General features: G+C 74.3%; 24 protein-coding genes. 10 read left to right on the plus strand and 14 right to left on the minus strand.

The features are described 5' to 3' along the window. Positions 1 to 216: 216 nt before the first annotated feature. The 7 genes from QSJ97_RS00595 to QSJ97_RS00625 all read left to right on the plus strand — a co-directional run bounded on the left by QSJ97_RS00595 (position 217) and on the right by QSJ97_RS00625 (position 5422). Positions 217 to 1191, plus strand: coding sequence for a polysaccharide deacetylase family protein (locus QSJ97_RS00595; protein ID WP_285669530.1), 975 nt, complete (start codon positions 217 to 219; stop codon positions 1189 to 1191). Beyond that, positions 1188 to 1922, plus strand: a complete 735-nt coding sequence (gene ccmA, locus QSJ97_RS00600; RefSeq protein ID WP_285669531.1) for a heme ABC exporter ATP-binding protein CcmA — start codon at positions 1188 to 1190, stop codon at positions 1920 to 1922. The genes QSJ97_RS00595 and ccmA overlap by 4 nt, the downstream gene beginning before the upstream one ends. Next, complete coding sequence (gene ccmB, locus QSJ97_RS00605; protein WP_285669533.1) at positions 1919 to 2590, plus strand: heme exporter protein CcmB; 672 nt, start codon at positions 1919 to 1921, stop codon at positions 2588 to 2590. The genes ccmA and ccmB overlap by 4 nt, the downstream gene beginning before the upstream one ends. 78 nt (positions 2591 to 2668) lie before the next feature. After that, on the plus strand, positions 2669 to 3394 hold the full coding sequence (gene ccmC, locus QSJ97_RS00610; protein ID WP_285669648.1) for a heme ABC transporter permease CcmC: 726 nt from the start codon (positions 2669 to 2671) through the stop codon (positions 3392 to 3394). Further along, entirely contained in the window at positions 3391 to 3540 is a 150-nt protein-coding gene (ccmD, locus tag QSJ97_RS00615) for a heme exporter protein CcmD (protein ID WP_285669534.1), read from the plus strand. The genes ccmC and ccmD overlap by 4 nt, the downstream gene beginning before the upstream one ends. Continuing rightward, the gene (locus QSJ97_RS00620; RefSeq protein WP_352231041.1) at positions 3537 to 4157 is read left to right on the plus strand and encodes a DsbE family thiol:disulfide interchange protein; all 621 of its coding nucleotides are present in this window, start codon (positions 3537 to 3539) and stop codon (positions 4155 to 4157) included. The genes ccmD and QSJ97_RS00620 overlap by 4 nt, the downstream gene beginning before the upstream one ends. Positions 4158 to 4174: 17 nt before the next feature. Further along, positions 4175 to 5422, plus strand: coding sequence for an FAD-dependent oxidoreductase (locus tag QSJ97_RS00625; RefSeq protein ID WP_285669535.1), 1248 nt, complete (start codon positions 4175 to 4177; stop codon positions 5420 to 5422). A gap of 618 nt (positions 5423 to 6040) precedes the next feature. On the opposite strand, the gene QSJ97_RS00630 is transcribed toward QSJ97_RS00625, so the two are convergent. From QSJ97_RS00630 to QSJ97_RS00645, 4 genes are all read right to left on the minus strand, one after another. After that, positions 6041 to 6694 (minus strand): septation protein A, encoded by a 654-nt coding sequence (locus tag QSJ97_RS00630; RefSeq protein WP_285669536.1) that lies wholly within the window; start codon positions 6692 to 6694, stop codon positions 6041 to 6043. Between the two features lie 86 nt (positions 6695 to 6780). Further along, entirely contained in the window at positions 6781 to 7455 is a 675-nt protein-coding gene (locus tag QSJ97_RS00635; protein ID WP_285669537.1) for a hypothetical protein, read from the minus strand. Next, the gene (locus QSJ97_RS00640; RefSeq protein WP_285669538.1) at positions 7452 to 8636 is read right to left on the minus strand and encodes a ParA family protein; all 1185 of its coding nucleotides are present in this window, start codon (positions 8634 to 8636) and stop codon (positions 7452 to 7454) included. Before QSJ97_RS00640 ends, QSJ97_RS00635 begins: the two co-directional genes overlap by 4 nt. Before the next feature lie 125 nt (positions 8637 to 8761). Further along, positions 8762 to 9664 (minus strand): DMT family transporter, encoded by a 903-nt coding sequence (locus QSJ97_RS00645; protein WP_285669651.1) that lies wholly within the window; start codon positions 9662 to 9664, stop codon positions 8762 to 8764. A 180-nt stretch (positions 9665 to 9844) separates the two neighbouring features. Here QSJ97_RS00645 and QSJ97_RS00650 point away from each other — a divergent pair, with 180 nt between their 5' ends. Continuing rightward, entirely contained in the window at positions 9845 to 10426 is a 582-nt protein-coding gene (locus tag QSJ97_RS00650; protein WP_285669539.1) for an MgtC/SapB family protein, read from the plus strand. 12 nt (positions 10427 to 10438) lie between these two features. Here QSJ97_RS00650 and QSJ97_RS00655 read toward each other — a convergent pair whose 3' ends face one another. From QSJ97_RS00655 to nth, 10 genes are all read right to left on the minus strand, one after another. After that, the gene (locus QSJ97_RS00655; RefSeq protein WP_285669540.1) at positions 10439 to 11299 is read right to left on the minus strand and encodes a hypothetical protein; all 861 of its coding nucleotides are present in this window, start codon (positions 11297 to 11299) and stop codon (positions 10439 to 10441) included. 4 nt (positions 11300 to 11303) lie between these two features. Further along, positions 11304 to 12383, minus strand: coding sequence for a signal recognition particle-docking protein FtsY (gene ftsY, locus QSJ97_RS00660; RefSeq protein WP_285669541.1), 1080 nt, complete (start codon positions 12381 to 12383; stop codon positions 11304 to 11306). A 74-nt stretch (positions 12384 to 12457) separates the two neighbouring features. Next, entirely contained in the window at positions 12458 to 13102 is a 645-nt protein-coding gene (locus tag QSJ97_RS00665; RefSeq protein WP_285669542.1) for an HdeD family acid-resistance protein, read from the minus strand. 44 nt (positions 13103 to 13146) lie between these two features. Continuing rightward, the gene (gene mtaB, locus QSJ97_RS00670) at positions 13147 to 14460 is read right to left on the minus strand and encodes a tRNA (N(6)-L-threonylcarbamoyladenosine(37)-C(2))-methylthiotransferase MtaB (protein WP_285669543.1); all 1314 of its coding nucleotides are present in this window, start codon (positions 14458 to 14460) and stop codon (positions 13147 to 13149) included. Next, complete coding sequence (gene dapF / locus QSJ97_RS00675) at positions 14457 to 15323, minus strand: diaminopimelate epimerase (protein WP_285669544.1); 867 nt, start codon at positions 15321 to 15323, stop codon at positions 14457 to 14459. Before dapF ends, mtaB begins: the two co-directional genes overlap by 4 nt. 143 nt (positions 15324 to 15466) lie before the next feature. Next, complete coding sequence (locus tag QSJ97_RS00680; protein WP_285669545.1) at positions 15467 to 16546, minus strand: lipocalin-like domain-containing protein; 1080 nt, start codon at positions 16544 to 16546, stop codon at positions 15467 to 15469. Beyond that, positions 16546 to 19023, minus strand: coding sequence for an FtsX-like permease family protein (locus tag QSJ97_RS00685; protein ID WP_285669546.1), 2478 nt, complete (start codon positions 19021 to 19023; stop codon positions 16546 to 16548). Before QSJ97_RS00685 ends, QSJ97_RS00680 begins: the two co-directional genes overlap by 1 nt. Then, the gene (locus tag QSJ97_RS00690; protein WP_285669547.1) at positions 19020 to 19673 is read right to left on the minus strand and encodes an ABC transporter ATP-binding protein; all 654 of its coding nucleotides are present in this window, start codon (positions 19671 to 19673) and stop codon (positions 19020 to 19022) included. Before QSJ97_RS00690 ends, QSJ97_RS00685 begins: the two co-directional genes overlap by 4 nt. Before the next feature lie 71 nt (positions 19674 to 19744). Beyond that, positions 19745 to 20743: an adenosine kinase gene (locus QSJ97_RS00695; protein WP_285669548.1), complete on the minus strand. Its 999-nt coding sequence runs from the start codon at positions 20741 to 20743 to the stop codon at positions 19745 to 19747. Next, positions 20740 to 21405 (minus strand): endonuclease III, encoded by a 666-nt coding sequence (nth, locus tag QSJ97_RS00700; RefSeq protein WP_285669549.1) that lies wholly within the window; start codon positions 21403 to 21405, stop codon positions 20740 to 20742. The genes QSJ97_RS00695 and nth overlap by 4 nt, the downstream gene beginning before the upstream one ends. Before the next feature lie 260 nt (positions 21406 to 21665). Here nth and QSJ97_RS00705 point away from each other — a divergent pair, with 260 nt between their 5' ends. Together QSJ97_RS00705 and QSJ97_RS00710 are read left to right on the plus strand one after the other, a co-directional pair. Further along, positions 21666 to 23309 (plus strand): BCCT family transporter, encoded by a 1644-nt coding sequence (locus tag QSJ97_RS00705; protein WP_285669550.1) that lies wholly within the window; start codon positions 21666 to 21668, stop codon positions 23307 to 23309. A gap of 129 nt (positions 23310 to 23438) precedes the next feature. Then, complete coding sequence (locus tag QSJ97_RS00710; RefSeq protein WP_285669551.1) at positions 23439 to 24344, plus strand: bifunctional helix-turn-helix domain-containing protein/methylated-DNA--[protein]-cysteine S-methyltransferase; 906 nt, start codon at positions 23439 to 23441, stop codon at positions 24342 to 24344. Positions 24345 to 24346 lie beyond the last annotated feature (2 nt).

Genomic DNA, 24346 nt, shown 5'->3' on the forward strand with positions numbered 1-24346 from the left:
GACCGAGCCCCACAGCCGCCGCCACAAGCATCCTTCGAGACATCGCAACGCCATCCAGACCTGAACACAACTCCCGCGGAGAGTATCAGGGCTCAACCGATCCGCAAACCGAACTTTCCTCCCCGCGCGAAATCGGCGATCCCGGCGCTGCCTGCCGGGTTGCGCTCGCATGTGGTTGCGCTATGGCAGGGCGATGTGTGGCAAGCGGGAGCGCCCATGGCTGACCAGACCGCCCGCGGGGGTTTCGTCCTCAGCCTCGATTTCGAGCTGATGTGGGGCGTGCGCGACAGCCGCAGCCTCGCGGATTACGGCCCCAACCTGCTCGGCGCGCGGGCCGCCATCCCGCGGCTCCTGGAGCGCTTTGCCGCCAGCGGCATCCGCTGCACCTGGGCCACCGTCGGCATGCTGTTCTTCGCGCGCCGCGACGACCTGATGGACGCCCTGCCCACGCTGCGCCCCGGCTATGCCGATCCGCGGCTCTCGCCCTATGGCGATCTCGACCGGGTCGGCGCCAGCGAGGCGGCGGACCCCTATCACTTCGGCCTGTCGCTGATCCGCGAGATCGCCGCCGCGCCGGGGCAGGAGATCGCGACGCACAGCTTCTCGCATTTCTACTGCCTCGAGCCCGGGGCGACGCGCGCGGCCTTCGCGGCGGATCTCGCGGCGGCGCGGGCGGCGGCGGCGGCCGAGGGCATCCGGCTGCGCAGCATCGTGTTCCCGCGCAACCAGGTCTGCGCCGAGGGGCTGGCGGCCTGCCGCGAGGCCGGCATCGGGATCTTCCGCGGCAACGAGGATCACCGCTTCTACCGCGCCGAGGCGGCCAGCACCGAGAGCCTCGCCAAGCGCGCCGGGCGGCTGGCGGATTCCTACGTGAACATCAGCGGGCGGCACGGGCACCGGCCGCGGCGGGTGGCCGGGCTGGTCGACATCCCTGCGAGCCGCTTCCTGCGGCCCTGGTCGCGGCGCCTCGCGCCGCTGGAGGGGCTGCGCATGGGGCGCATCCTCGGCGCCATGCGGGCGGCGGCGACGGCCGGCGAGATCTTCCACCTCTGGTTCCACCCGCATAATTTCGGCGCCAATGCGGAGGCCAATTTCGCGGTGCTCGACCGCATCCTCGCCGAGGCGGTCCGGCTCCGCGCGGCGCATGGCTGGCCGGCGCTGACCATGGCCGAAGCGGCGGAGGCGGCGTGAGCGCGCCGCGGGGCGAAGGCGGGGGCGAAGGCCGGAACGCGGGCGGGGGCCGGGGCGAAGGCTGGGGCGATGCGCTCGCGGTCGAGGGGCTCGGCTGCGACCGCGCCGGGCGGCGGGTGCTCTCCGGGCTCTCGTTCCGGCTGGCGCCCGGCGAGGCGCTGGCGCTGAAGGGGCCGAACGGGGTCGGCAAGTCGACCCTGCTGCGGCTGCTCGCGGGCTTCCTGCCGATGGCCGAGGGCACCGCCATGCACGGGCCGGTCTCGCTGGCGGCGGACCGCGCCGCGTTCCAGGAGCGCATCGCCTTCGCCGGCCATCTCGACGCGGTGAAGCCGGCGCTGACGGTGGCGGACAATCTCGGGCTCTGGGCCGGGCTGCACGGCACCGGGGCGGCGCGCGCGGCGGCGGCGCTCGCCCGCTTCGGGCTCGAGCGGATCGCCGGACGCCCGGCGGCGGAGTGCTCGGCCGGGCAGCGCCGGCGCCTCGGGCTGGCCCGGCTGCTGGTGATCGACCGGCCGCTCTGGCTGCTCGACGAGCCCACCGTCTCGCTCGACACCGCCTCGGCCCGGCTGGTGGCGGAGCTGATCGGCGCGCATATCGCCCGCGGCGGCGCGGCGCTGGTGGCGACCCATATCGAGCTCGGCCTGCCCGGGCTCGGCACGCTGACCCTGGCGCCGCCGGCGGAGGCCGCCCCGGCGCGCTCGGCCGACCCCTTCCTGGAGGGCCGCTGGTGAGCCGTCCCGCCCTCTCGGCGCTGCTGGCGCGCGACATCCGGCTGGCGCTCCGCCTCGGCGGCGGCGGCGCCATCGCGGTCGCCTTCTTCGTGCTGGCGGTGGTGCTGATCCCGCTCGGCGTCGGCCGCGAGCCGCAGACGCTGGCGCGGATCGCGGCCGGGGTGATCTGGATCTCGGCGCTGCTGGCGGTGCTGCTGAGCCTCGACCGGCTGTTCCAGGCCGACCACGAGGACGGCACGCTGGAGCAGCTGATGCTGGCGCCCGTGGCGCTCGAGCAGGTGGTGCTGGCCAAGGCGCTGGCGCACTGGCTGACCACCGGCCTGCCGATGACGGTGGTGGCGCCGCTGCTCGGGCTGATGCTGCAGCTTCCCGCCGCCGCGCTGCCGGCGCTGACCGCGGCGCTGGCGCTCGGCACCCCGGCGCTCTCGCTGCTCGGCGCGGTCGGCGCGGCGGTGACGGTGGGGGTGCGCCGCGGCGGGCTGCTGCTCTCGATCCTGGTGCTGCCGCTCTACATCCCGACGCTGATCTTCGGGGCCCGCGCGGCGGAGAACGCGGTGCTGGCGCTCGACCCCTGGCCGGCGCTCGGGCTGACCGCGGCGCTCACCCTCTTCGCCGCCGCCTTCGCGCCCTTCGCCGCCGCCTTCGCGCTGCGCATCAACGCAAGGTGATCGCGCCGGCCAAGGGGCCGCACCCCGCCGGCCGCGGGAATGCTTGCCTCGCGCGCGGGGCTGGCCTATCTGCCCGACATGTCGATCTGGCGCTATGCGAACCCGGCGGAGTTCATGCGGCTCACGAGCCATCTGCTCGCGCCCCTCTGGGTGGCGGCGGGGGCGCTGATGGCCGTCGCCCTCGGCTGGGGGCTGTTCGCCACGCCCGACGACTACCAGCAGGGCTCGACGGTCAAGATCCTGTTCATCCACGTGCCGGCGGCGATGCTCGCGATCAACACCTATGCGGTGATGGCGCTGGCCTCGGTGATCGGGCTGATCCGGCGGCACCATGTCTCCTTCCTGGTGGCCAAGGCGGCGGCGCCGGTCGGCGCGGCCTTCACCGCGGTGGCGCTGATCACCGGGGCGGTCTGGGGCCAGCCGATGTGGGGCACCTGGTGGGTCTGGGATGCGCGGCTCACCGCGGTGCTGGTGATGTTCTTCTTCTATCTCGGCTACATCGCGCTCTGGGAGACGGTGGAGGACACCGAGAAGGCCTATGACCTCTCGGCGGTGGTCTGCCTCGTCGGCGTGGTCTTCGCCTTCCTGTCGCGCTATGCGGTGAACTTCTGGGCGACGCTGCACCAGGGCGCCTCGCTGTCGCTGGCCGAGGGGCAGCGCATGGACGACGCCTTCCGCCTGCCGCTCTATCTCTCGATGGCCGCCTTCTACGCGCTGTTCGCCGCGCTGCTGGTGATGCGCGCGCGCACCGAGATCCGCCGGCGGCGGGCCCGGGCGCTGCGCCTCGAGGCGGTGCCGGCATGAGCGGCGCCGACCCCTATGCGCTCTATGTGCTCGCCGCCTATGGCGCGAGCGCGGCAATCCTCGGCTGGCTGATCTGGTCGAGCTGGCGGGCCAATGCGCGGGCGCGCGCCGAGCTCGAAACCGCGGAGAAGGACCGGCACCGATGAGCGAGACCGAGACCACACGGGCGGCCGGCCCGGCGACGACCGGCAGCGAGGCGCCCGGCGGGGCGGCCAAGGGCGGCTTCCGCCCCTGGATGCTGGTGCCGCTGCTCGGCGCCTTCGCGGTGCTCTCCACCTTCCTGCTCGGTCTCGGGCGCGAGGATGCCGACGTGCTGCCCTCGGCGCTGATCGACAAGCCGGCACCGGAGTTCGACCTGCCCGGCCTCGATGGCGGCCCGGGGCTGGCCAGGGCCGATCTCGTCGGCGGCGGGGTCAAGCTGGTGAACATCTGGGCGAGCTGGTGCGTGCCCTGCCGCGCCGAGCATCCCTGGATCGAGGCGCTCGCCGCGGAGGGTCACACCGTCCACGGCATCAACTACAAGGACCAGCCGGAGAACGCCGCCGGCTTCCTCGCCGAGCTCGGCAATCCCTATACCCGGATCGGCGTCGACGAGAGCGGCCGCGTCGGCATCGACTGGGGCGTCTACGGCGTGCCCGAGACCTATGTGGTGGATGCCGGGGGCAACATCGTCTACCGCCATGTCGGCCCGATCCAGGCCGGCGATGTCAGCAAGCGGATCCTGCCGGCGATCGAGGCCGCGGCCGCCGCCGGCGCCGACTAGGCCGCGGGCGCCGGGTCATGGCGCGCGGCCCGGACCGGCGGCTCAGGATCGGCATCGCGGGGGCCGGCATCGCCGGCCTCTCGGCCGGCGCCTTCCTCGCCCGCGCCGGCCATCACGTCACCCTCTACGACCGGTTCGACGCCCCGGCCCCGGTGGGCTCCGGGCTCATGGTGCAGCCCGTCGGCATGGCGGTGCTCGACGCCCTCGGCGCCGGCGCCGCGCTGCGCGACCACGCCGCACGGGTGACACGGCTGCTCGGGCGGCGCACCGGCGACGGGCGCATGGTGCTCGATGTCCGCTATGCCTCGCTGCGCCGGGGCCTCGCCGGCCATGCCTGCCAGCGCGCGGCGCTGTTCGCGGTGCTGCTCGCGGCGGCCGAGGCGGCGGGGGTGCGGCTCGCACCCGGCCACGAGATCACCGGGGCGGAGCCCGGCCCCGAGCCGGTGCTGCTGGCCGGGGCGGAGCGGCTCGGGCCGTTCGACCTGGTGCTCGACTGCCTCGGCGCCAACTCGCCGCTCTGCCCGCGGCCCGGGCGGCTGCTGCCCTTCGGCGCGCTCTGGTGCCTGGTGCCGGCGGCGGGCTCGGTGCTGCCGCCCGACCGGCTGGAGCAGCGCTACCACGCCGCGCGGCGCATGGCCGGGGTGCTCCCGGTGGGCACGCGGCCGGGCGACCCGGAGCCGCGGATCACGCTGTTCTGGAGCCTCCGGGCCGCCGATCACGCCGCCTGGTGCGCCGCCCCGCTGGCGGCCTGGCGCGACGCCTTCCGCGCCGATTTCCCCGAGGCCGCGCCGCTGCTCGAGGCGGTCGAGAGCCATGCCGACATCACCTTCGCGCGCTATCGCCACCGCACGCTCGGGCGCCCGGTGAGCGGGCGCATCGCCCATCTCGGCGACAGCCACCACGCGGCGAGCCCGCAGCTCGGCCAGGGCGCCAACATGGCGCTGCTCGACGCGGCAGCGCTGGCAGCGGCGGTGGCGGGCACCGCCGGCCCCGACGCGGCGCTGGCGGCCTATGCCCGCTGGCGGCGGCTCCATGTCGGGCTCTACACCGCGGCAAGCTGGGCCTTCACCCCGGCCTACCAGTCCGAGAGCCGGGTGCTGCCCTGGCTGCGCGACCGGCTGCTGGCGCCGCTCTCGCAGGTCTGGCCGATGCCGACGGTGCTGGCAGCGCTGGTGGCCGGCGAGATCGGCGGCCCGCGGCGGGGCATCGGCCCGCTGCTCGCCGCGGCGCCGGGCGAGACCGCCGCCCCCCTGCCCCCCGCCTGAAACCACCGGCGCGCCGGCCTTGCCCGCCGGGGCCGGGCCGATGCGCCGGCTCGATGCGGAGGCGTGATGCGTTCGGGGCGTTCGGGACGGCGGGGCCGGCGCCGGCAGGGTGCCGTCCCGCCAGCCGCCGGCATCCGGTCATTCCGGCGGGGGCAGCACGCTCAGCGATTCGCCACCGCTCCAGGCCGCGGCCTCGTGGCAGACCCGTGCCCCAGCGCACCTACTGTCATCGCGGGCGATCAGCAGGATCGGCCGGCCGTCCCGCCGGTGCGCCGCCGGCCCTCGGCCTGCCGGGTGCGGGCAGGTCTCCCAACCACGCATGCAGCCCGCAGCCGCTCTCGGCAGACCAGCATCCCGGCGCACCTGCCGACGGAGACCACCTCGGCGACCCATTCGTCGCCTCGCCCACCGGCGCCGCCGGGAGCCCTGTGCCGGTGAGATTGCGCTCGATGACCGCTGCCGCCGCAGAGACGCCGGCGCCCCCCGTTCGCGGCAGCCGCGCCCGGCCTCGGCCAGCGGCGGCGGCACCCACAGGCGGTTGGGCCAGAGCGGCGCCGGCGGGGCAGCACATGGCGGGCCGGCGAATCGGCGCGGCATCGGCGGCCGCATCCGAAACGATCAGGCCCGGTCGGTGCCCTCCTCCTCGATCATGTGCCGCTTCAGCAGCGGGAACTGCAGCGCCATGAAGAGGATCGTGAGCGGCAGGTTGCCGAAGGTCTTGAAGCTCACCCAGAAGGCGTCGGACTGCGTGCGCCAGATCACCTCGTTGAGCACCGCGAGGAGCACGAAGAACCCGGCCCAGCGCCAGGTGAAGATCATCCAGCCGCGGTCGTCGAGCGGCATGGTCTCCCCGAGCAGGTATTTCAGATAGGACCGCCCCTGCAGCAGCCCGAAGCCGAGGATCAGGGCGAAGAGCCCGTTCACCACGGTCGGCTTCATCTTGATGAAGGTCTCGTCCTGCAGCACCAGCGTCAGCGTGCCGAACACCGCGACGACGATGCCGGTCACCACCGCCATCCGCGGCAGCCGGCGGGTCGCCACCCAGGACACCGTGAGCGACACCGCGATCGCCACCATGAAGGTCGCGGTGGCGACGAAGAGCGGCCCGGTCTGCCCGGCCAGCACCTTGGGCCCGGTGATCACCGCAAGCGCCTCGGCGACCCCGGGCATGGCCAGGATCTCCGCACCATAGCGGAACGACAGGAAGAAGACGGCGAGCGGCCCGATCTCGAGCGCGAGCTTGAGCCAGGGATTGATGGTCTGTGAACTCATGCAGCCGGGATACTCCGTTTGCGCGGCGCTGTCAGCCCGTCGCCATGCAACCCCTGCGGTCTTCGTGCCGCGGCCGGCGGCGGGGCTCAGCCGGCCGAGCGGCCGCTGCGCGCGGCGACCCGGGCGCGGGCCTCGCGGCGGTCGTCATGCGCCTTGCGGAGCGCCGCGAGCGCCTCGGCCCGTCCCCTGCCCGCCGGGCGGCCGAGCACCGCCGCGGCGATGGCCGCGAGATCGGCCGCCTTCAGCCCGCCGCCCCGGCCCGACGCGGCCTCGAGCGCGGCGAGCGCCGGCGGGAAGGCCGCCGGATCGCCGAGCGCCGCGGTGAGCGCGGCGACGTGATCGGCGGCGCCCTGCGCCTCGCCGGGCGCCGCCGCAGGGGCTGCCCCGCCGGCCGCGGCGGGCCTGCCCGCGGCGCCGGAACCTGCGGCGCCGGAAAAGGCCGCGGCCAGCGCCGCCGCATCTGCCGCGCCATGGCCGGCGAGCGCCTGCGCAAGCGCCTGGAGATCGGCCCGCACCGCCGGTTTCAGATGCGGCCCGAGCGCCGCCGCGAGCCCGCCGATCCCGGCGCCCAGCGCCGCCGCGCCCGCGCCTCCGCCGGCCGGCGCGGGAAGCCGGGCAAGCTCGGCGCAGGCCTCCTTCGCCGCCGCCGGGCCGCGCGCCTCCAGCCCCTCGGCCAGCGGCGCGAGCGCCGCCCAGGGCCCCGCGCTTCCGATCGCCGCGCCGAGATCGCGCAGCAGCGCCGCCAGCTCCGCCGCCGTCATCCGAGCTCCATCCTCTCGATCACATGGGCGCCGAGCGCCTCCACCGGGCCCCAGGCCTTCTCGGTCTGCGGCGTGTAGGGCTGGGTCGCATAGGCGATGTTCTCGCTCTTGAACCACACCAGATCGCGCAGGAAGCACTCCTGCGGCAGCACCTCGAGCCGGCCGCCGAGCCCGCCCTCGATCTGCGGGCGGCGCAGCCGGTCCTGCACCTCGAGATACATGTTGCGCTCGGTAAGGTTGCGGTCGCCGTTCCAGACCGAGCCGACCACCCCGAGATAGGCCAGGTGCGGGCAGATCCGGCGCCGCAGGTTCTCCACCTCGAAGGCATAGGCCACCACCGCCTCGGCCGACATCTTGTCGAAGATCGTCGGGATCAGCAGGTGGCTCGCCGCCGCCAGCGCCTGGATATGCGCCACCGTCAGCCGGGGCGGACAGTCGAGCAGCACGGCGCCGTAATGCTCGGTCACGGCCGGGTCGTGCAGCACCCGGGCCAGCGTGTAGCGGACATCGTTCCCCGGCAGCGTGCGGTCGGAGAGCAGCCATTCGACGGTGATCCGGTTCTCCGCCTGGGCGAGCTCGTAATAGGCCGGCACCACGCGCAGCCCGGCCAGCTCGGCCTCGCTCCGCCCGGCGGCGGGCAGGGTCTGGCCGATCAGCCTGGCGCCGGCCACGTCGCCGCTGATGAGCCGCGTGGCGAGGCTGTCGCGCCCCGGTGTCGGCAGCCAGCCCGCCCCGCGCACCGCCAGCGAGGAGAGCGAGCCCTGGAAATCGAGATCCACCACCAGCACCGGCTTCTCGAGCCAGCCGGCGAGATAGGCGGCAAGGTTGGCGGTGACGGTGGTCTTGCCGACGCCGCCCTTGAGATTGCCGACCGCCAGCACCCTGGCGCCGCGCACCCGGCTCTCGTAGCGCTCCGGCCGGTGCACCGGCCCGCTGATCCAGAGCCCGGTGCCCTCGACCAGCTCGCCCGAGGGCGTCGGCTGGCGGGCGACCACGGCACGGGCGATCTCGTCCGGCCGGTCCGGGCCGGTGACGCGGGCCCGCAGCCATTCGAACACCGCCTCGAACTGGCGATAGGAGACGAAGCGCATCGCGATGCCGACCACCAGCGCCAGCATGGCGAGGTTGCCCATCGCGCGGACCAGATCGGTCGCCAGCCAGTTGCCGAGCCCCTCGAGCACCTGCCTCTCCCTGCGCCTGGCCGGTCATGTCCTCCGGCGCGGAGAGGCTAACCCCTGCGGCGCGGGTTGTCAGCCTATCTCTCGGCGTGCCGCGCCCTGCGCTGCCGGGCCCGCCGGCGCGCCGGTCAGCCGGTCTCGACCAGCACCGCGCCGAGGGCGATGGCGCCCATCAGCCCGGCCCGCGCCCAGCCGATGCGCTCGCCGAGCAGCGCCCAGCCGATCACCGCGGCGAAGATCACCGAGGTCTCGCGCAGCGCCGCCGCCTCGCCCACCTTGTCGAGCCGCGTGGCCAGCATCACCCCGCCGAAGCTGACGAAACCGATCAGCCCGCCGATCATGCCGCGCAGCGCCAGCGGCCGCAGCGGCGGCGGCTCGGGCATCCGCGCATACCACCGGATCGCCAGCAGCGGGAACAGCAGCCCGTCGATCACGAAGAACCAGGCGAGGAAGGTGAAGGGGTCGGGCGCGAGGCGGATGCCGAAGGCGTCATAGGCGGTATAGGCCGAGACCGTGAGCCCGGAGGCGAAGGCGATCAGCAGCGCCGCGCGCAGCGTGCGCCGGCCGATATGCTCCATCGCCGCGATGTTGACCAGCGCCAGCCCCATGATCCCGCCGGAGAGCAGCAGCACCCCGGCCCATTGCAGCGGCCGGAAGCTCTCGTGGAAGAAGAGCCAGGCCAGCACCACCGTGCCAAGCGGCCCGGTGCCGCGCACCACGGGGTAGACCGCGGTATAGGCGCCGCGCGAATAGGCCATCGCCATCAGCCACTTGTAGAGCGCGTGGATGAAGAACACGCCGCCGAGCACGAGCCAGAGCCGGCCCTCGGGCAGCGGGAACACGAAGAGCGCGAAGGGCAGCGCCATCAGGCAATAGGAGAGGTCGATGGCGGCGCGTGCCAGCCAGGGATCGTGCCGGCCCTTCTGCAGCGCGCCGAAGGCGGCATGGGCGGCGGCCGAGATCAGCGCCAGAATCGTCGCGGCGGTGGCACCGGCGGGGGTGCCCTGGATGCTGAGGATGAGGTCGGTCAGGGTTCGCGCTCCGGCAGGTGGGAGACAAGGCGTAGCGCCGGCGGGGGCCGGAGCACAAGGGGGCCCGGCCGCCGCCCGATCCGGGCGCGGCGCTGGCCGCGGCGCCGGCGCGCCATATCTCGTGCGGAACCGCTCCCAAAGATGCGGGCGGCGACGGCAGCGAACCGAGAGGAGGACGGCGTGCAGATCATCGCGGCGATGGCCGAGGGCGGAATCACCATGGGCACGAGTTGGGACTGGCTCGGCAATGTCGCGGGCTCGGACCTGCGCGCGCACGGGATGATGGAGGTCGCGCTCCGGCTCTTTGCCGCCATGGCCTGCGGCGCGGCGATCGGTTTCGAGCGCGAGCGGGCGGCCCGCCCGGCCGGGCTGCGCACGCATATCCTGGTGGCGCTGGCGGCGGCGCTCTTCACCGTGCTGACCGGCGAGATCATGGTGATGCCGGGCGACGACGACCGGGTCACCGCCGATCCGCTCCGGGTGATCGAGGCGGTGACCAGCGGCGTCGCCTTTCTCGCGGCGGGCTCGATCGTGTTCAGCCGCGGCGCGGTGCGCGGCATCACCACCGGGGCGGGGATGTGGCTCGCCGGTGCCATCGGGCTGGCCTGCGGCATGGGGCTGCTGCAGATCGCGGCACTGGCCACCGCCCTTGCGCTGGTGGTGCTGGCGCTGCTGGCCCGGCTGGCGCCGGTGATCGCGCCGCAGGAAAAGGCGCCGCAGGAGCAGGCGCCGCAGGAAAAGGCACCGAAGGACGGCGACTGAGGGCGCTCGGGGCTACTCGCCCGGCGCCGGCAGCCCCAGCCGCGCGCGCAGCCAGGCCTCGGTCTTGGCGGCCACCGCCGCCACCGCGCAGCCCTGATAGGCGCCGCCATGGCCGGCACCGCAGCCGGGGACGAAGAGGCTCAGGCTCTCGGGATGCGCCTCCGCCAGGAAGGCAAGATGCTCGGGCCCGTTCCATTCGTCGGCCTCGAAGGCGACGAGGAGGGCCGGGAAGCGCTCCGGCGCCGCCAGCGCCGCCCGCACCCAGCCGTCATGCGCGCTGCCGCGGCGCAGCCGGCGGCGCAGGCCCTCGCCCCGGCCCTGCCAGGCCATGGCATAGAGCATCGCCCCGCCATAGCCCTCGGGCTCCGCCGCCAGCGCCAGCGCCGCCGCGGTTGCCCCGCCCGACTGCCCGGCGAGGAAGATCCGCTCCGGCGCCACCCCGGCGGCGCGGAGCCGGGCCGCCAGCGCCGCGATCTCCGCCGCCCGCGCCTCGAAATGGGCGCGCGGCCCCGCCGACTGGTCCGCCCCGGTGCAGAGATACCAGACCCGCACCCCCGCTATCCGCTCGAGCCGGATCACCGCCGGCGGCGGGAAATAGGCGGTGCCCATGCAGGAGGGCGCGTCCTCCATCGCCTGGGTGCCGTGGTTCCAGATCACGACGGTCGTTTCCGCCGGCCGGTCGATGCGCAGCGCGAGCAGATCGCTCCAGTACCAGGTGGAGGGCGCGACGTCGGGCCAGTCGTTCACGAAGCCCGAGCCCATCATCGAGCGCGGCGCTTCCGAGACCCGCCCGCCCGGCATCACCGCCAGCACGCCGATCGCGAGCAGCGCCGCGCCGAGGGCCAGCACCGCGAGCGCGAGGCGCCGGCCCACGGGATCAGGCCTCGCCGGCCGAGCCGGTCAGCGCCGCGGCGAACTCGCCCGGATCGAAGGGGGCAAGGTCGTCGATCCCCTCGCCCACCCCGATGGCATGGATCGGCAGGCGGTTCCGGTCGGCCAGCGCCACCAGCACGCCGCCCTTGGCGGTGCCGTCGAGCTTGGTCATCACGAGGCCGCTCACATCGGCGATCTTGCGGAAGATCTCGACCTGGGAGAGCGCGTTCTGCCCGGTGGTGGCATCGAGCACCAGCAGCGTGTTGTGCGGCGCCGTCGGGTCCTTCTTGCGCAGCACGCGGACGATCTTGGCCAGCTCCTCCATCAGGTCGGCGCGGTTCTGCAGCCGGCCCGCGGTGTCGATCATCAGGATGTCGGCCGCCTCGGCCTGCGCCCTGCCGAGCGCGTCGAAGGCGAGGCTCGCCGGGTCGGAGCCCTGCGGCGCGGTCAGCACCGGCACGCCGGCGCGCTCGCCCCAGATCTGGAGCTGCTCGACGGCGGCGGCGCGGAAGGTGTCGCCGGCCGCGATCACCACCGACTTGCCGGCGGCGCGAAACTGGCTCGCCAGCTTGCCGATGGTGGTGGTCTTGCCGGAGCCGTTGACGCCGACCACCAGCACCACCTGCGGGCGCTGTCCGCCGAGCGGCATCGGGCGCGCCACCGGCTCGAGCACCGCGGCGATCTCCGCCGCCAGCGCGGCGCGCAGCTCCTCCGAGGAGAGCCGCTGGCCGAAGCGCTCCTCGGCCAGCCGCGCGGAGATCTTCAGCGCGGTATCGACCCCCATGTCGGAGGCGATCAGCACCTCCTCGAGGCTTTCGAGCATGGCATCGTCGAGCACCCGGCGCGTGACCTGGGCGCCGCCGAAGACCCGGCCGAGCAGCCCGCGCCGCGGCGCCTCGGGGGCGGGTGCCGGAGCGGGCTCTGGTGCAGGCGCCGGAGCGGGTTTCGCGGTGGCGGGTGCTGCGGCCGGCTCGGCAGCGGCCGCCTCGGGCTCGGCGCCCTCCTCGACCAGCGCATCGAGCCCTTCGCCGAGCTTCGAGGAACTCCGTGTCAGCCGCTCGCGCAGCTTCTTGAAAAACGACATCTGCCTCTCCGACCGGTTCGCCCCTCTCTATCGCGCCGGCGGAGCCGTGAAAAGGCACCGCCGGCGGCAGGGGCTCAGGCCTCGCCGGCCTCGCCCTGCCCGGCGCGGCGCGCGGCGAGGGCGATGAAGACGAAGCCCCAGCCCTCGAAGATCAGCGAGATCGCGATCAGCACGCCGAGCAGGGTCAGCGAGCTTCCCGGCAGGCCGAGCACGATGATCGCGCCGAGCAGGACCGAGCCGACGCCGCCGGCGGTGATCCAGCCCCAGCCGCGCTCGGGCCGCAGCTTCAGCCCCATCGCGAGGCGCAGCCCGCCGTCGAACAGGAACACCACCGCCATCACCACCGTGAGCGCCATCAGCCCGGCCAGCGGGTTGAGCAGCAGCAGCGCCGCGCCCACGAGATAGGCCAGCGCCGAGATCAGGCACCAGGCGCTGGCCGACCAGCCGCCGGTGCGCAGCGCCTGGACGAGCTGGCAGACGCCGGCCACGGCGAACACCACGCCCACGGTCAGCTCGGCGGCCACCGAGGCGAGCATCGGCATCGCCGCCGCCGCGGTTCCGCCGAGGATCAGCGCGATGCCGACCGCCATGAGCCAGCCCCAGTTGCGCCGCACCGCCTCGGGCGGGTCGCGCAGGTCGATCACCGCCACGGGGGTGATGCCGGGGGGCGGATTGCCCGCTGCCGGCGTCTCGTTCGTCTCGGTATCGGTATGTGCCATTGAAACGTCCTTTTTCCGATGATCTGGAGCCGGAGGCCCGGGTCTCAGGCCTCCGGACGGGCTGCCGCAGCCGCAGCCGCAGGGAGCGGCGCCGCCCGGAGCCGCCCTCCGTCATGGCCGGTGATGCGCGCCGGCACGATCCCGCCCACCGGACGGTCCTCGGCGAAGACCACCTCGGCGAACTGCGCGGTGCGGCCGCGGCGCGCGCTCTCCATCAGCACCGCGTGCTCGCGGCCGGCCTGCGCCGCGAGATGCGCCGCCGCCGCGCGCGCGCCCGCCGCGCGCAGCCGTGCCGCCCGGGCCTTGCGCTCGGCCACCGGCACCTGCGGCATCCGCGCCGCCGGGGTGCCCTTGCGCGCCGAATAGGGAAAGACGTGCAGCCAGGTCAGCCCGCAGTCCTCGACCAGCGCGAGGGTCCGCTCGAAGGCCGCCTCGGTCTCGGTGGGAAAGCCCGCGATCAGGTCGGCGCCGAACACCACCTCGGGCCGCGCCGCGCGGATCTCGGCGCAGAAGCGGATCGCGTCGTCCCGCAGGTGCCGGCGCTTCATGCGCTTCAGGATCAGGTCGTCGCCAGCCTGCAGCGAGAGATGCAGATGCGGCATCAGCCGGGGCTCGCCGGCGATCGCCTCGACCAGCGCCGGGTCCGCCTCGATCGAATCGATCGAGGAGATGCGCAGCCGCGGCAGCTCCGGCACCAGCCTGAGGATCCGCTGCACGAGGTTGCCGAGCGGCGGCCGGCCCGGCAGGTCGTCGCCCCAGGAGGTGAGATCGACCCCGGTCAGCACCACCTCGTTGTAGCCGCGCCCGACGAGCCGGCGGATCTGCTCCACCACCACGCCGGCGGGCACCGAACGCGAGGGCCCGCGGCCATAGGGGATGATGCAGAAGGTGCAGCGGTGGTCGCAGCCGTTCTGCACCTGCACATAGGCGCGCGCGCGGGTGCCGAAGCCGTCGATCAGGTGGCCCGCGGTCTCGCGCACCGCCTGGATGTCGGCGACCGCGACCCGCTCGGCCGCACCCCCGGCCAGCCGCGCCCAGGAGGCCGGCGCCATCTTCTCGGCATTGCCGAGCACATGGGCGACCTCGGGCATCGCGGCGAAGGTCTCGGGCTCGGTCTGCGCCGCGCAGCCGGTGACGATGACCGGCCGGCCCGGGTTTTCCCGGGCGAGCTTGCGGATCTGCTGGCGCGCCTGGCGCACCGCCTCGGCCGTCACCGCGCAGGTGTTCACCACCACCGCATCGGTCAGCCCGGCGGCCGCGGCCATCTCGGCCATCGCCTCCGACTCGTAGGCGTTGAGCCGGCAGCCGAAGGTGGCGAATTCCGGCACGCCGGGGGCGCTCTCCGGGAGCGCGCTCACGGCGCGGCCTCCGCCGCCGCGGCCGCCGCCAGCCAGGCCGCGGAGAGCCGGCCCTCGAAGACATGCGCCACCGGGCCCGAGAGCAGGCAGTGCCCGTCCTCGCCATAGACGATCTCGAGCCGGCCGCCGGGAAGGTCCACCGCGAGCCGCCGGTCGGTCAGCCCGCGGCGGTGGCCGGCCACCGCGATGGCGCAGGCCGAGGAGCCGGAGGCCAGCGTCTCGCCGACGCCCCGTTCCCAGACCCGCGCGCGCACATGGCCGCGGTCCAGCACCTCGACGAACTGCACGTTGGTGCGCTCCGGGAACAGCGGATCGGTCTCCACCGCCGGGCCCCAGCTCTTCAGCGCCACCGCGGGAAGGCTCTCGACGAAATGCACCGCATGCGGGTTGCCCATGCTCACCGCCACCGGCGCGCCGGGCAGCGGCAGCGCCAGCGTGTCGGCATCGCGGGCGAGCGGGATCGCCCGCCAGTCGGTGGCCGCGGTGCCCATGTCCACCTCGACCGCGCCGTCGCCCCGGCGCCGCGCGGCCAGCGGCTCGCCGCGGCCCGCGACATGCAGCACCAGCTCCGGCCCCCGCCCCTCGCCGAGCAGCAGGTCGGCGACGCAGCGGGTGGCGTTGCCGCAGGCCGCGGCGCGCGAGCCGTCGGCATTCCAGAAGATCAGCCCGGCATCGGCGCCCTCCGCCTCCACCAGCACCGCGAGCTGGTCGAAGCCGACACCCCGGTGCCGGTCGCCGAGCGCACGCGCCAGCGCCGGCGTCACCGGATCGGCCCGGCCGCGCGCGTCGATCACCACGAAATCGTTGCCGGCCCCGTGCATCTTGCGAAACGCAAGGCCGGGGCCCTCGGTCATCCTGTCCATCGCCGCGATATAGCGCCAGACCGGGCCAGAAACCAGCCCGGCCGCGCGCCCTCGCCGGCGCCGGGGCAGCGCGAAGGCCGAGCCGGGGCGCGCGGGGTGGGCGGGCGGGAGCGCGCCCCGGCTCGGCCGCCCCTGCCGCCCGCTCACTCGCCGGTCATCTCGAGATAGCCCTCGCCGGCATGGCTGCCCTCGACGAAGACCGGCCCCTCCCAGTAGGCGGTGCTGAGCCCGTTCCAGGCGCGCGGGTTGAGCGGCCGCGTCTCCACCGCCAGCCCGCGTGCGGGGATCTCGATGCGCCAGCGCACCGTCATCTCGCGCCCCTCGGCGACCTCGGCGCGGGCGAGCGGGGCGAGCCGCACCGCCCCGGGCGCCAGCCGCGTGCTGGTGCCGTCCGGCGCGATCCAGTTGCCGGTGACATAGTCGCCGCGGGCGCTGTCGCGCAGCCGGTACACCATCAGCTTCTCGCCGCCGGAGAGATGCAGCGAGAACCAGTCCCAGCCGCTCTGGCTCCCGGCGAGCGGGCGGCTCGACCATTCCCGGTCCATCCAGGCGCGGCCGGTGACCTGCCGGCGCGTGCCCGCGACCTCGACCCAGCCTTCCACGGCGAAGAAGGGCTGGCTGGCGTAGTGGCTCGCCTGGCCGACCGCGGATTTCACCGAGTAGCCCGCCTCGCCCTGCAGCACCATCGGCCCCTCGGCGGCGAGCGTCACGTCATAGGCGAAACCCTCGCCCCGCGCCGCCAGCCGCAGCGGCGAGAACGCCCCGGCGCCGCCCGCGCCGGCATGGGCGAAGACCCAGTCGTCGATCCAGGCGGCGAAGGGGTCGGTGGCAACGCCGGCCTGGCCGATGCCGCCGCGGGCGAGGCGCTCGGCGGCGCGGTGCGCCTCGGCCGTGGTCACCGCAGCATGGCCCATCCAGATCTGCGGCGTCGCCCAGCCCGCATCCGCCGCGCCGCCGGGCCGGGTGGCGAAGCGGAAGAGGGTCCATTGCAGGCCGAGCGGGGCGCCCTCCGCGTCCCGCAGGTTGGCGGTGACATACCACCACTCGATGCGGAAGCCGGGATGGGCGCCATGGTCCTCCGGGAAGCGGAGCGCCGTCTCCGGCAGCACCTCGGCGAAACCCGCCCCGCCCGAGCGCATCCGGTCGAAGGCGCGCTCGGCCTCCTGCGCCGCCGCCGGGAGCGCCAGCAAGAGGCCGAGAACAAGGGCCAGCACGCCCGCCATCACCGCTCCTCCGCGAAGATCTTGGCGAGCCGCGCCGCCGGCAGCCGGGCCAGCCGCAGCATCGGCAGCGCCGCCGCCGCCAGCGCCGTCACCGCGGTCAGCCCGATCAGCCAGAGCCACTGGCCGGGGAAGAGATGCAGCGGCAGACGCCAGCCGAAGGCCTCGACATTGATTACCGCCACCAGCAGCCAGGCGAGGCCGAGCCCGAGCGGGATCGCCAGCACCGCCGTCAGCAGCGCCAGCGCCAGCGTCTTGCCGAGCTCCAGCGCCGCCAGCCGCCGCCGCGGCACCCCCGCCGCCCAGACCGGCGCGAGGCTTGCCAGCCTGAGATCGGAGAGCGTCAGCAGGCTCGCGAACAGCGCCACCCCGGCCACTCCGAGGGTGAAGAGGTTGAGCATCGCCGTCACCGCGAAGGTGCGCTCGAAGACCCGCAGCGAGAAGCGGCGCACGCCGGCATTGTCGACAAGCTCGTCCGGGCCGAGGCCGAACGCCGCCTCGATCGCCGCCATCACCGGGCCGGTGTCGGTGCCGGGCACGAGCCGGACGCCGTAGCCGTCGAAGCGGGCGCCGGGCCAGCGCGCCTCCATCGCCGCGAGCCCGACCGTCGCCTCGCCGCGCGGGTTGCCATAATCGGCATAGATCCCGACCACCGCCACCGGCCACGCCCCCCCGGGCGCGGGCAGCACCACGGCGTCGCCGAGGCCGAGTCCCATGCGCCGCGAGAGCTGCTCGCTGACGAGGAGCCCGGTGCCCTCGGCCAGCCGGTCCCAGGCGCCGGGGGCGGCCTCGAGCAGCGGCCAGCCCTCGCGATAGGCCGGCGCGGCGGGGCGGCCCATCAGCTCGAGGCGCTCGGCGCCGAGGCGGATCTCGGTGCGGCGCAGGCCGAGCAGTTCCGCCGTCTCGGGCCGTGCCGCCAGCCAGGCGCCGAGCGGGGCTTCCTGCTCCGCCCGCGCCGGAGAGACGTAGATATCGGCGACCAGCCGGCGCTCGAGCCAGTCGACGAAGGTGGTGCGGAAGCTCTCGACCATGGTGCCGACGCCGATATTCGCCGCCAGCGCCAGCAGCAGCGCCATCAGCGCGAGGCTCAGCCCGGGGATCTGCTGGCGGCTGTCCGCCACCGCCCATTCCGCCACCGGCCCGCGCGCCAGCCGCGCCGCCCGTGCCAGCAGCCAGGCGAGCAGCGCCGGCAGCAGCAGCACCGCCGCCAGCATCATCGCCGCCATCAGCGCAAAGCCCGCGACCAGCCCGGAGCCGAAGCCCCAGACCGCGGCGCCGGCGGCCAGCGCGGCGAGCCCCAGCGCCGCCTCGAGCCGCCGGGTGCGCCGCCCGCTCGCCGCCCAGTCCTGCCGCCGGGCCGAGGCGAGCGGCGGCAGCGCATAGGCCCGGGCCAGCGTGTGCCCGGCCGCGATGGCGGCGCCGGCAAGGCTCATCGCCAGCCCCTGCACCCACCAGCCGGGCGCGAGGCTGAGCCCGCCCGAGACCGGCGCACCGAAGAGCCCGGAGAGCGTTGCCGAGACGCCGGGCATCAGCAGCCCCGCCACCAGCCATCCGCCGACCAGCCCCAGCGCGCCGGCGAGCGCTGCGCCGAGGGCCAGCTCCGCCAGCAGCAGCCCCGCAACCTCCCGCGCCGAGACCCCGCAGGCCCGGAGCGTGCGGATCAGCCCGAGGCGCTGCTCGAAGGCCAGCCCCACCGCGGCATGGGTGATCAGCAGCCCCACGGCAAAGGCCAGGAAGCCGAAGGCGGTGAGGTTGAGATGGAAGCTCCCGGTCAACCCGTCGAGCCCGCTTTCGCCCGCTGCCGGCACCAGCACCAGCCGGTCGCCCGCGATCTCCTGCCAGGGAACCGGCGAGGCCGGCGCCTCCGGGTCGATCAGCAGCGCCGTGAGCCCGGGGCCGAGCAGCGCCGCGGCGGCGCCGATGTCGGTGAGCAGCAGATCCGGCGCGAGACGGTCCGCGGCCACCGCCGGCGGCAGGGCGCGGCCGTCATCGGCGCGGCCGCGGCTGCCGGGGGCGATGCCGAGCCGATCGAGCGTTTCGGCGCTTGCCAGCATCGCCCAGGGCGGGCCGGTAAAGGCGGCGATGTCCGGCCCGTCCGCCTGCAGCGCCTCGCCGAGCGCCGAGCGCGGCAGCGTCAGCGGCTCGACGCCGACCAGCCGCAGCCGGCGTCCGCCGACCCCGAGGCTGCCCTCGATCACCGGGCTCACCGCCAAGCCGGCCCGGCGCAGCGCCGCATAGGTCGCGACATCGAGCCGGCCCTCGGCCACCGGCTCCAGCCGGTCGATGCGGTCGCCCTCGAGCACCGCCGCCGCCTCGGCATAGGCCCGCTTGGCCTCGCCGTTCAGCGCCTGCACGCCGGACCAGAGCGCGGTCGCCAGCGCCAGCCCGAGCAGCGCCGCCGCCGCCTGCAGCGGCCGCCGGCGCCAGTGCGAGGCCAGCGCCCCGAGCGCCGCCGCCCAGCGCGCCGCGGCCCGGCTCACGCGACGCGCCCCTCGGCCAGCGTCAGCCGCCGCCCGAGCCGCGCGCCGAGCCGTTCGCTGTGCGTCACCATGAGGAAGGCCGCGCCGGTCTCGGCGACCAGCTCGAGCGCCAGGTCGAGCACCCGGTCGCCGGTCTCCGGATCGAGATTGCCGGTCGGCTCGTCGGCCAGCAGGAGCTCCGGGCGCACCGCCAGCGCCCGGCCGATCGCGACCCGCTGCTGCTGCCCGCCGGAGAGCGCCTCGGGCATCCGCTCGAGCAGCCCGGCGAGGCCGAGCCGCTCCGCCAGCATCGCCTGCCAGTCCGGGTCGTGCCGCCCGGCCAGCCGCGCCTGGAAGGCGAGATTGCCCGCCACCGTCAGGCTCGGGATCAGGTTGAACTGCTGGAAGACGAGGCCGATCCGGTCGCGCCGCAGCGCCGCGCGGGCGGCATCGGAGGCCACGGTGATCTCGGCGCCGCCGAGCCGCACATGGCCCGCATCGGCCGGCTCGAGCCCCGCGAGGATGTGCATCAGCGTGCTCTTGCCGGAGCCCGATTCGCCCATCAGCGCGAGGCTCTCCCCGGCGCCGAGCGCCAGCGACACGCCGGACAGCACCGGCACCGGCCCCTGCGGCCCGGCATAGGCCTTGGCGATCTCACGGACCTCCAGCATCAGCCTCCCTCCGCCTTGCCTGCGCGGCGATACGGGGCGGCGGGCCCGCCTGTCGGCGCCGGCTGCCGCGCTCAGAGCCCGGCCGCTGCCATCAGCTCGCGCAGATCCGCCTCCGGCCGCGCGCCGATATGCGCGATCACCTCCGCCGCCGCCTGGCAGCCCATGCGCGCGCAGTCCCGCGGGCTCCGCCCCCGCACGAGGCCGGCGAGAAAGCCCGCCGCGAAGAGATCGCCCGCGCCGGTGGTGTCGACCAGCGTCGTCGGCGCCGCGGGCACGGCGGTCCGCGCATCGCCGGCCACCACCAGCGCACCCTCGCCCGAAAGCGTGATCACCGCCATCTCCACGTCGCGCGCCGCGGCCACCGCCGCCGCGTCGAGATCCTCGGTCTCGTAGAGCGCCAGGATCTCGGCCTTGTTGGCGAAGAGCAGGTCCACATCCGCCGCGATCATCGCCCGCATGTCGTCGCGGTGCCGCGCGACGCAGAACGGGTCCGACACCGTGAAGGCGACGCGCCCGCCGCCGGACTTTGCCGCCGCGATGGCGCGGGCATAGGCCGCCTTGGCCGCCGGCAGGTCGAAGAGATAGCCCTCGAGATAGAGCCAGTCGGCCCGCGCCATCAGCGCCGCGTCGATCTCCTCCGGCTGCAGCGCCGCGGAGACGCCGAGATAGGTGCTCATCGAGCGCTCGCCGTCCGGCGTGACCAGCACCATGCAGCGCCCGGTCTCGGCGCCGTTCGCCGCCGCCTCCGGCACCAGCGGCCCCTCGTAGACCACCCCCTGGGCGCGGATGTCATGGGCGAAGATGCGCCCGAGCTGGTCGTCGCGCACCCGGCCGACATAGCCGACCTTCGCCCCCAGCGCCGCGAGCCCGGCGATGGTGTTGGCCGCCGAGCCGCCGGAGATCTCCCGGCTCGGCGGCATCGCGGCATAGAGCGCCCGCGCCGCGGCATCGTCGATCAGGGTCATCGCCCCCTTGGTCACCTCGTGGCGGGCCAGGAAGCCCTCCTCCACCCGCGCCAGCACATCGACGATCGCGTTGCCGATGCCCACCACCTCGAGCCGTTCGCTCATGCCGCCTGCTCCTCCGCTCCGGGGGTCTTCTCGTCGTATTGGCAGAGATCCCGGATCACGCAGGCGCCGCAATCGGGCTTGCGCGCCTTGCAGACATAGCGTCCGTGCAGGATCAGCCAGTGATGCGCATGCAGCGCGTATTCCGCCGGCAGCACGTCCTCGAGCATGCGCTCGACCGCCAGCACGTCCTTGCCCGGCGCGAGGCCGGTGCGATTCGCCACCCGGAAGACATGCGTGTCGACCGCCTGCGCCGGCAAGCGCCACCACATGTTGAGCACGACATTCGCCGTCTTGCGCCCCACCCCCGGCAACGCCGCCAGCGCGGCGCGCGAGGAGGGTACCTCGCCGCCATGCTCCTCGACGAGGATGCGCGAGAGCCTGATCACGTTCTTCGCCTTGTTGCGGTAGAGCCCGATGGTGCGGATGTGCTCGATCAGCCCGGCCTCGCCGAGCGCCAGCATCTTCTCCGGCGTGTCGGCCACGGGGAAGAGCCCGGCGGTGGCCTTGTTGACGCCCTTGTCGGTGGCCTGCGCCGAGAGCGCCACCGCCACCAGCAGCGTATAGGCATTGGTGTGCACGAGCTCGCCCTCCGGCTCGGGCCGGACCTCCGCGAACCGGCGGAACGCCTCCTTGATCTCGGCATGGCTGAGCGTGCGCGACATGGCCGCCCGAGTGGCACAGCGGGACCCGATTGACAAGCCGCACCGCGGTCGCCCCCCGCGCCGGACCGGCAGCCGCAGCCGGAAAACATGCGGACGGCGCTTGCCGCCACCGGCTGAGCCGTTAGGGTGCGAGGATCGTCCGTGCCCCTGACCTCCGCGTCAGTCGCGCCAAGCGCCGTCCGGCCGGGACCCCGCGCCATATCGCGGACCGCCCCCGATCCGCCCGGCCACCGATCCACACGAGCCATCAGGAGAGGGAGATGACCGAAGAAACCGCTGATCCCCAAGGCATACCCGAGCCCGAGGGGCCGGCCAATCTCATCGAGACCGACTACGAGATCGGCCAGGACAACATCCAGGGCCAGATCGGGCCTCTCGGCCTCGATGTGCACAACCCCGTCTTCGCCATCTCGGGCCTCAGCATCATCGCCTTCGTGTTCTTCGCGCTGGCGCTGCCGGGTCAGGCCGAGGCGATCTTCGGCGCCCTGCGCCCCTGGCTGACCAGCACCTTCGACTGGTTCTTCCTCGGCGCGGGCAACATCTTCGTCATCTTCTGCCTGATGCTGATCGTCAGCCCCTGGGGCAGCGTCCGCCTCGGCGGGCAGGACGCGACGCCGGACTATTCCTATCCCGGCTGGTTCGCGATGCTGTTCGCCGCCGGCATGGGCATCGGGCTGATGTTCTACGGCGTCTCCGAGCCGATGAGCCATTTCTCCAGCGCGCTCGGCGGCACCACCGTCGCCGACGGCGTGCGCACCGACTGGGCGCCGCTCGGTGCCGCGGCCGGCGATCAGGAGGCGGCGATACGGCTCGGCATGGCGGCCACGATCTATCACTGGGGCCTGCATCCCTGGGCGATCTATGCCGTGGTGGCGCTGGCGCTGGCGCTGTTCACCTTCAACAAGGGCCTGCCGCTCACCATCCGCTCGGCCTTCTACCCGATCTTCGGCGACCGGGTCTGGGGCTGGACCGGCCACATCATCGACACGCTGGCGGTGTTCGCCACGCTGTTCGGCCTCGCCACCTCGCTGGGCTATGGCGCGACGCAGGCCAATGCCGGGCTCAACCTGCTGTTCGGCGTGCCGGTCGGCACCACCACCGAGGTGCTGCTGATCACCGGGATCACCGCGATCGCGCTGATCTCGGTGGTGCGCGGGCTCGACGGCGGCGTGAAGGTGCTCTCCGAGATCAACATGGGGATGGCCTTCGTGCTGCTGATCTTCGTGCTGATCGCCGGCCCCACGGCGGCGATCTTCGCGATCTTCGGCGACAGCATCGTCGCCTATCTCACCAACCTGCCGGCGCTCTCGATGCCCTTCGGCCGCGAGGACACCAACTACAGCCAGGGCTGGACCGCCTTCTACTGGGCCTGGTGGATCTCCTGGTCGCCCTTCGTCGGCATGTTCATCGCGCGGGTCTCGCGCGGGCGCACGGTGCGCGAGTTCGTGATCTGCGTGCTGCTGATCCCCTCCTTCGTCTGCGTGCTCTGGATGAGCGTGTTCGGCGGCACCGCGCTGACGCAGTTCGTCGCCGACGGCTATACCGCGGTGCAGGACGCCCCGCTCGAGCTCAAGCTCTTCGAGATGCTGAAGGAACTGCCGCTGGCCTCGATCACCTCCTTCATCGGCATCCTGCTGGTGGTGGTGTTCTTCGTCACCTCCTCCGATTCGGGCTCGCTGGTGATCGACACCATCACCGCCGGCGGTAAGGTCGATGCGCCGATGCCGCAGCGGGTGTTCTGGTGCTGCTTCGAGGGTGCGGTGGCGATCGCGCTGCTGATCGGCGGCGGGCTGGCCTCGCTGCAGGCGGCGGTGATCTCCACCGGCCTGCCCTTCACCATCGTGCTGCTGCTGCTCTGCTGGGCGATCCTGAAGGGGCTGATGGACGAGCCGCGGCGGCGCTGAGGCCGCGGCACCCCGGGGGGCCGGCCGCCGGCCCCCTGCGCAGCCCCGGAAGCCGGGCCGCAGGAAACGGGTGGGAGGCGGCCCCTCGCACCCCTATCCTCGGGGCAAGAGATCCCGAGGAGACATCCGATGACCGCCGAGACCCAGCTCCGCCCCGAAACCGCCGCCCAGACCGGGACCGCCCCAGAGATCCCGGGCGGAGACCCCTTCGCCCACGAACTCATCGCCGCGGCGCTGGCCTATCTCGAGGCGCACCGCACCCGGCAGCCGGGGCTCGAGGAGGTCGCCGCCGCGATCGGCCTCAGCCCGGCGCATTTCCAGCGCATGTTCAGCCGCTGGGTCGGCGTCAGCCCCAAGCGCTACCTGCAGTATCTCACCCTCGACCATGCCAAGCGGCTGCTGGCCGAGCGCTTCACCCTGCTCGACGCGGCCTACGAGACCGGGCTCTCCGGCCCCTCGCGGCTGCACGACCTGTTCCTGCGCTGGGAGGCGATGACGCCCGGCACCTATGCCCGCCGCGGCGCCGGGCTGGAGATCGCCCATGGCAGCTTCGCCAGCCCGTTCGGCCCGGCGCTGGCCTTCGGCACAGAGCACGGGCTCTGCGGCCTGGCCTTCACCGCCGAGACCGGCGCCGAGGCGAGCTTTGCCGACATGGCCGCGCGCTGGCCCGAGGCGCGGCTCCGCGAGGCGCCGGAGCTGCTCCGCCCCTGGGTCGAGGCGGCCTTCTCCGGCCGCGGCGAGATCGCGCTGGCGCCGATGGGCGGGCCGTTCCAGATCAAGGTGTGGGAGGCGCTGATGGCGATCCCCTCGGGGCAGGTCACCACCTATTCCGAGATCGCCCGCGTGATCGGGCACCCCCGCGCGGTGCGGGCGGTGGGCACCGCCGTGGGGCGGAACCCGATCTCCTTCCTGATCCCCTGCCACCGCGCCATGCGCCGCGACGGCGGGCTCGGCGGCTATCACTGGGGGCTCGGCGTCAAGCGCTCGATGCTGGCCTGGGAGGCGGCGCGGGCCGATGCCGCCTCCGCCGCCTGACC

Origin of the sequence: Paralimibaculum aggregatum (genome assembly GCF_030270585.1) — a bacterium.
GTDB classification, from domain to species: domain Bacteria; phylum Pseudomonadota; class Alphaproteobacteria; order Rhodobacterales; family Rhodobacteraceae; genus Thermohalobaculum; species Thermohalobaculum aggregatum.

What these genes read in the sequence shown, in the direction of transcription:
- ccmC (WP_285669648.1), top strand. Translation starts at nt 2,669, where the DNA reads ATGTCGATCTGGCGCTATGCGAACCCGGCGGAGTTCATGCGGCTCACG.
- QSJ97_RS00620 (WP_352231041.1), top strand. Translation starts at nt 3,537, where the DNA reads ATGAGCGAGACCGAGACCACACGGGCGGCCGGCCCGGCGACGACCGGC.
- QSJ97_RS00710 (WP_285669551.1), top strand. Translation starts at nt 23,439, where the DNA reads ATGACCGCCGAGACCCAGCTCCGCCCCGAAACCGCCGCCCAGACCGGG.
- dapF (WP_285669544.1), bottom strand. Translation starts at nt 15,323, where the DNA reads ATGGACAGGATGACCGAGGGCCCCGGCCTTGCGTTTCGCAAGATGCAC.
- QSJ97_RS00695 (WP_285669548.1), bottom strand. Translation starts at nt 20,743, where the DNA reads ATGAGCGAACGGCTCGAGGTGGTGGGCATCGGCAACGCGATCGTCGAT.
- nth (WP_285669549.1), bottom strand. Translation starts at nt 21,405, where the DNA reads ATGTCGCGCACGCTCAGCCATGCCGAGATCAAGGAGGCGTTCCGCCGG.
- QSJ97_RS00630 (WP_285669536.1), bottom strand. Translation starts at nt 6,694, where the DNA reads ATGAGTTCACAGACCATCAATCCCTGGCTCAAGCTCGCGCTCGAGATC.
- QSJ97_RS00690 (WP_285669547.1), bottom strand. Translation starts at nt 19,673, where the DNA reads ATGCTGGAGGTCCGTGAGATCGCCAAGGCCTATGCCGGGCCGCAGGGG.
- ftsY (WP_285669541.1), bottom strand. Translation starts at nt 12,383, where the DNA reads ATGTCGTTTTTCAAGAAGCTGCGCGAGCGGCTGACACGGAGTTCCTCG.
- QSJ97_RS00705 (WP_285669550.1), top strand. Translation starts at nt 21,666, where the DNA reads ATGACCGAAGAAACCGCTGATCCCCAAGGCATACCCGAGCCCGAGGGG.
- QSJ97_RS00635 (WP_285669537.1), bottom strand. Translation starts at nt 7,455, where the DNA reads ATGACGGCGGCGGAGCTGGCGGCGCTGCTGCGCGATCTCGGCGCGGCG.
- ccmD (WP_285669534.1), top strand. Translation starts at nt 3,391, where the DNA reads ATGAGCGGCGCCGACCCCTATGCGCTCTATGTGCTCGCCGCCTATGGC.
- QSJ97_RS00595 (WP_285669530.1), top strand. Translation starts at nt 217, where the DNA reads ATGGCTGACCAGACCGCCCGCGGGGGTTTCGTCCTCAGCCTCGATTTC.
- QSJ97_RS00665 (WP_285669542.1), bottom strand. Translation starts at nt 13,102, where the DNA reads ATGGCACATACCGATACCGAGACGAACGAGACGCCGGCAGCGGGCAAT.
- QSJ97_RS00680 (WP_285669545.1), bottom strand. Translation starts at nt 16,546, where the DNA reads ATGGCGGGCGTGCTGGCCCTTGTTCTCGGCCTCTTGCTGGCGCTCCCG.
- QSJ97_RS00625 (WP_285669535.1), top strand. Translation starts at nt 4,175, where the DNA reads ATGGCGCGCGGCCCGGACCGGCGGCTCAGGATCGGCATCGCGGGGGCC.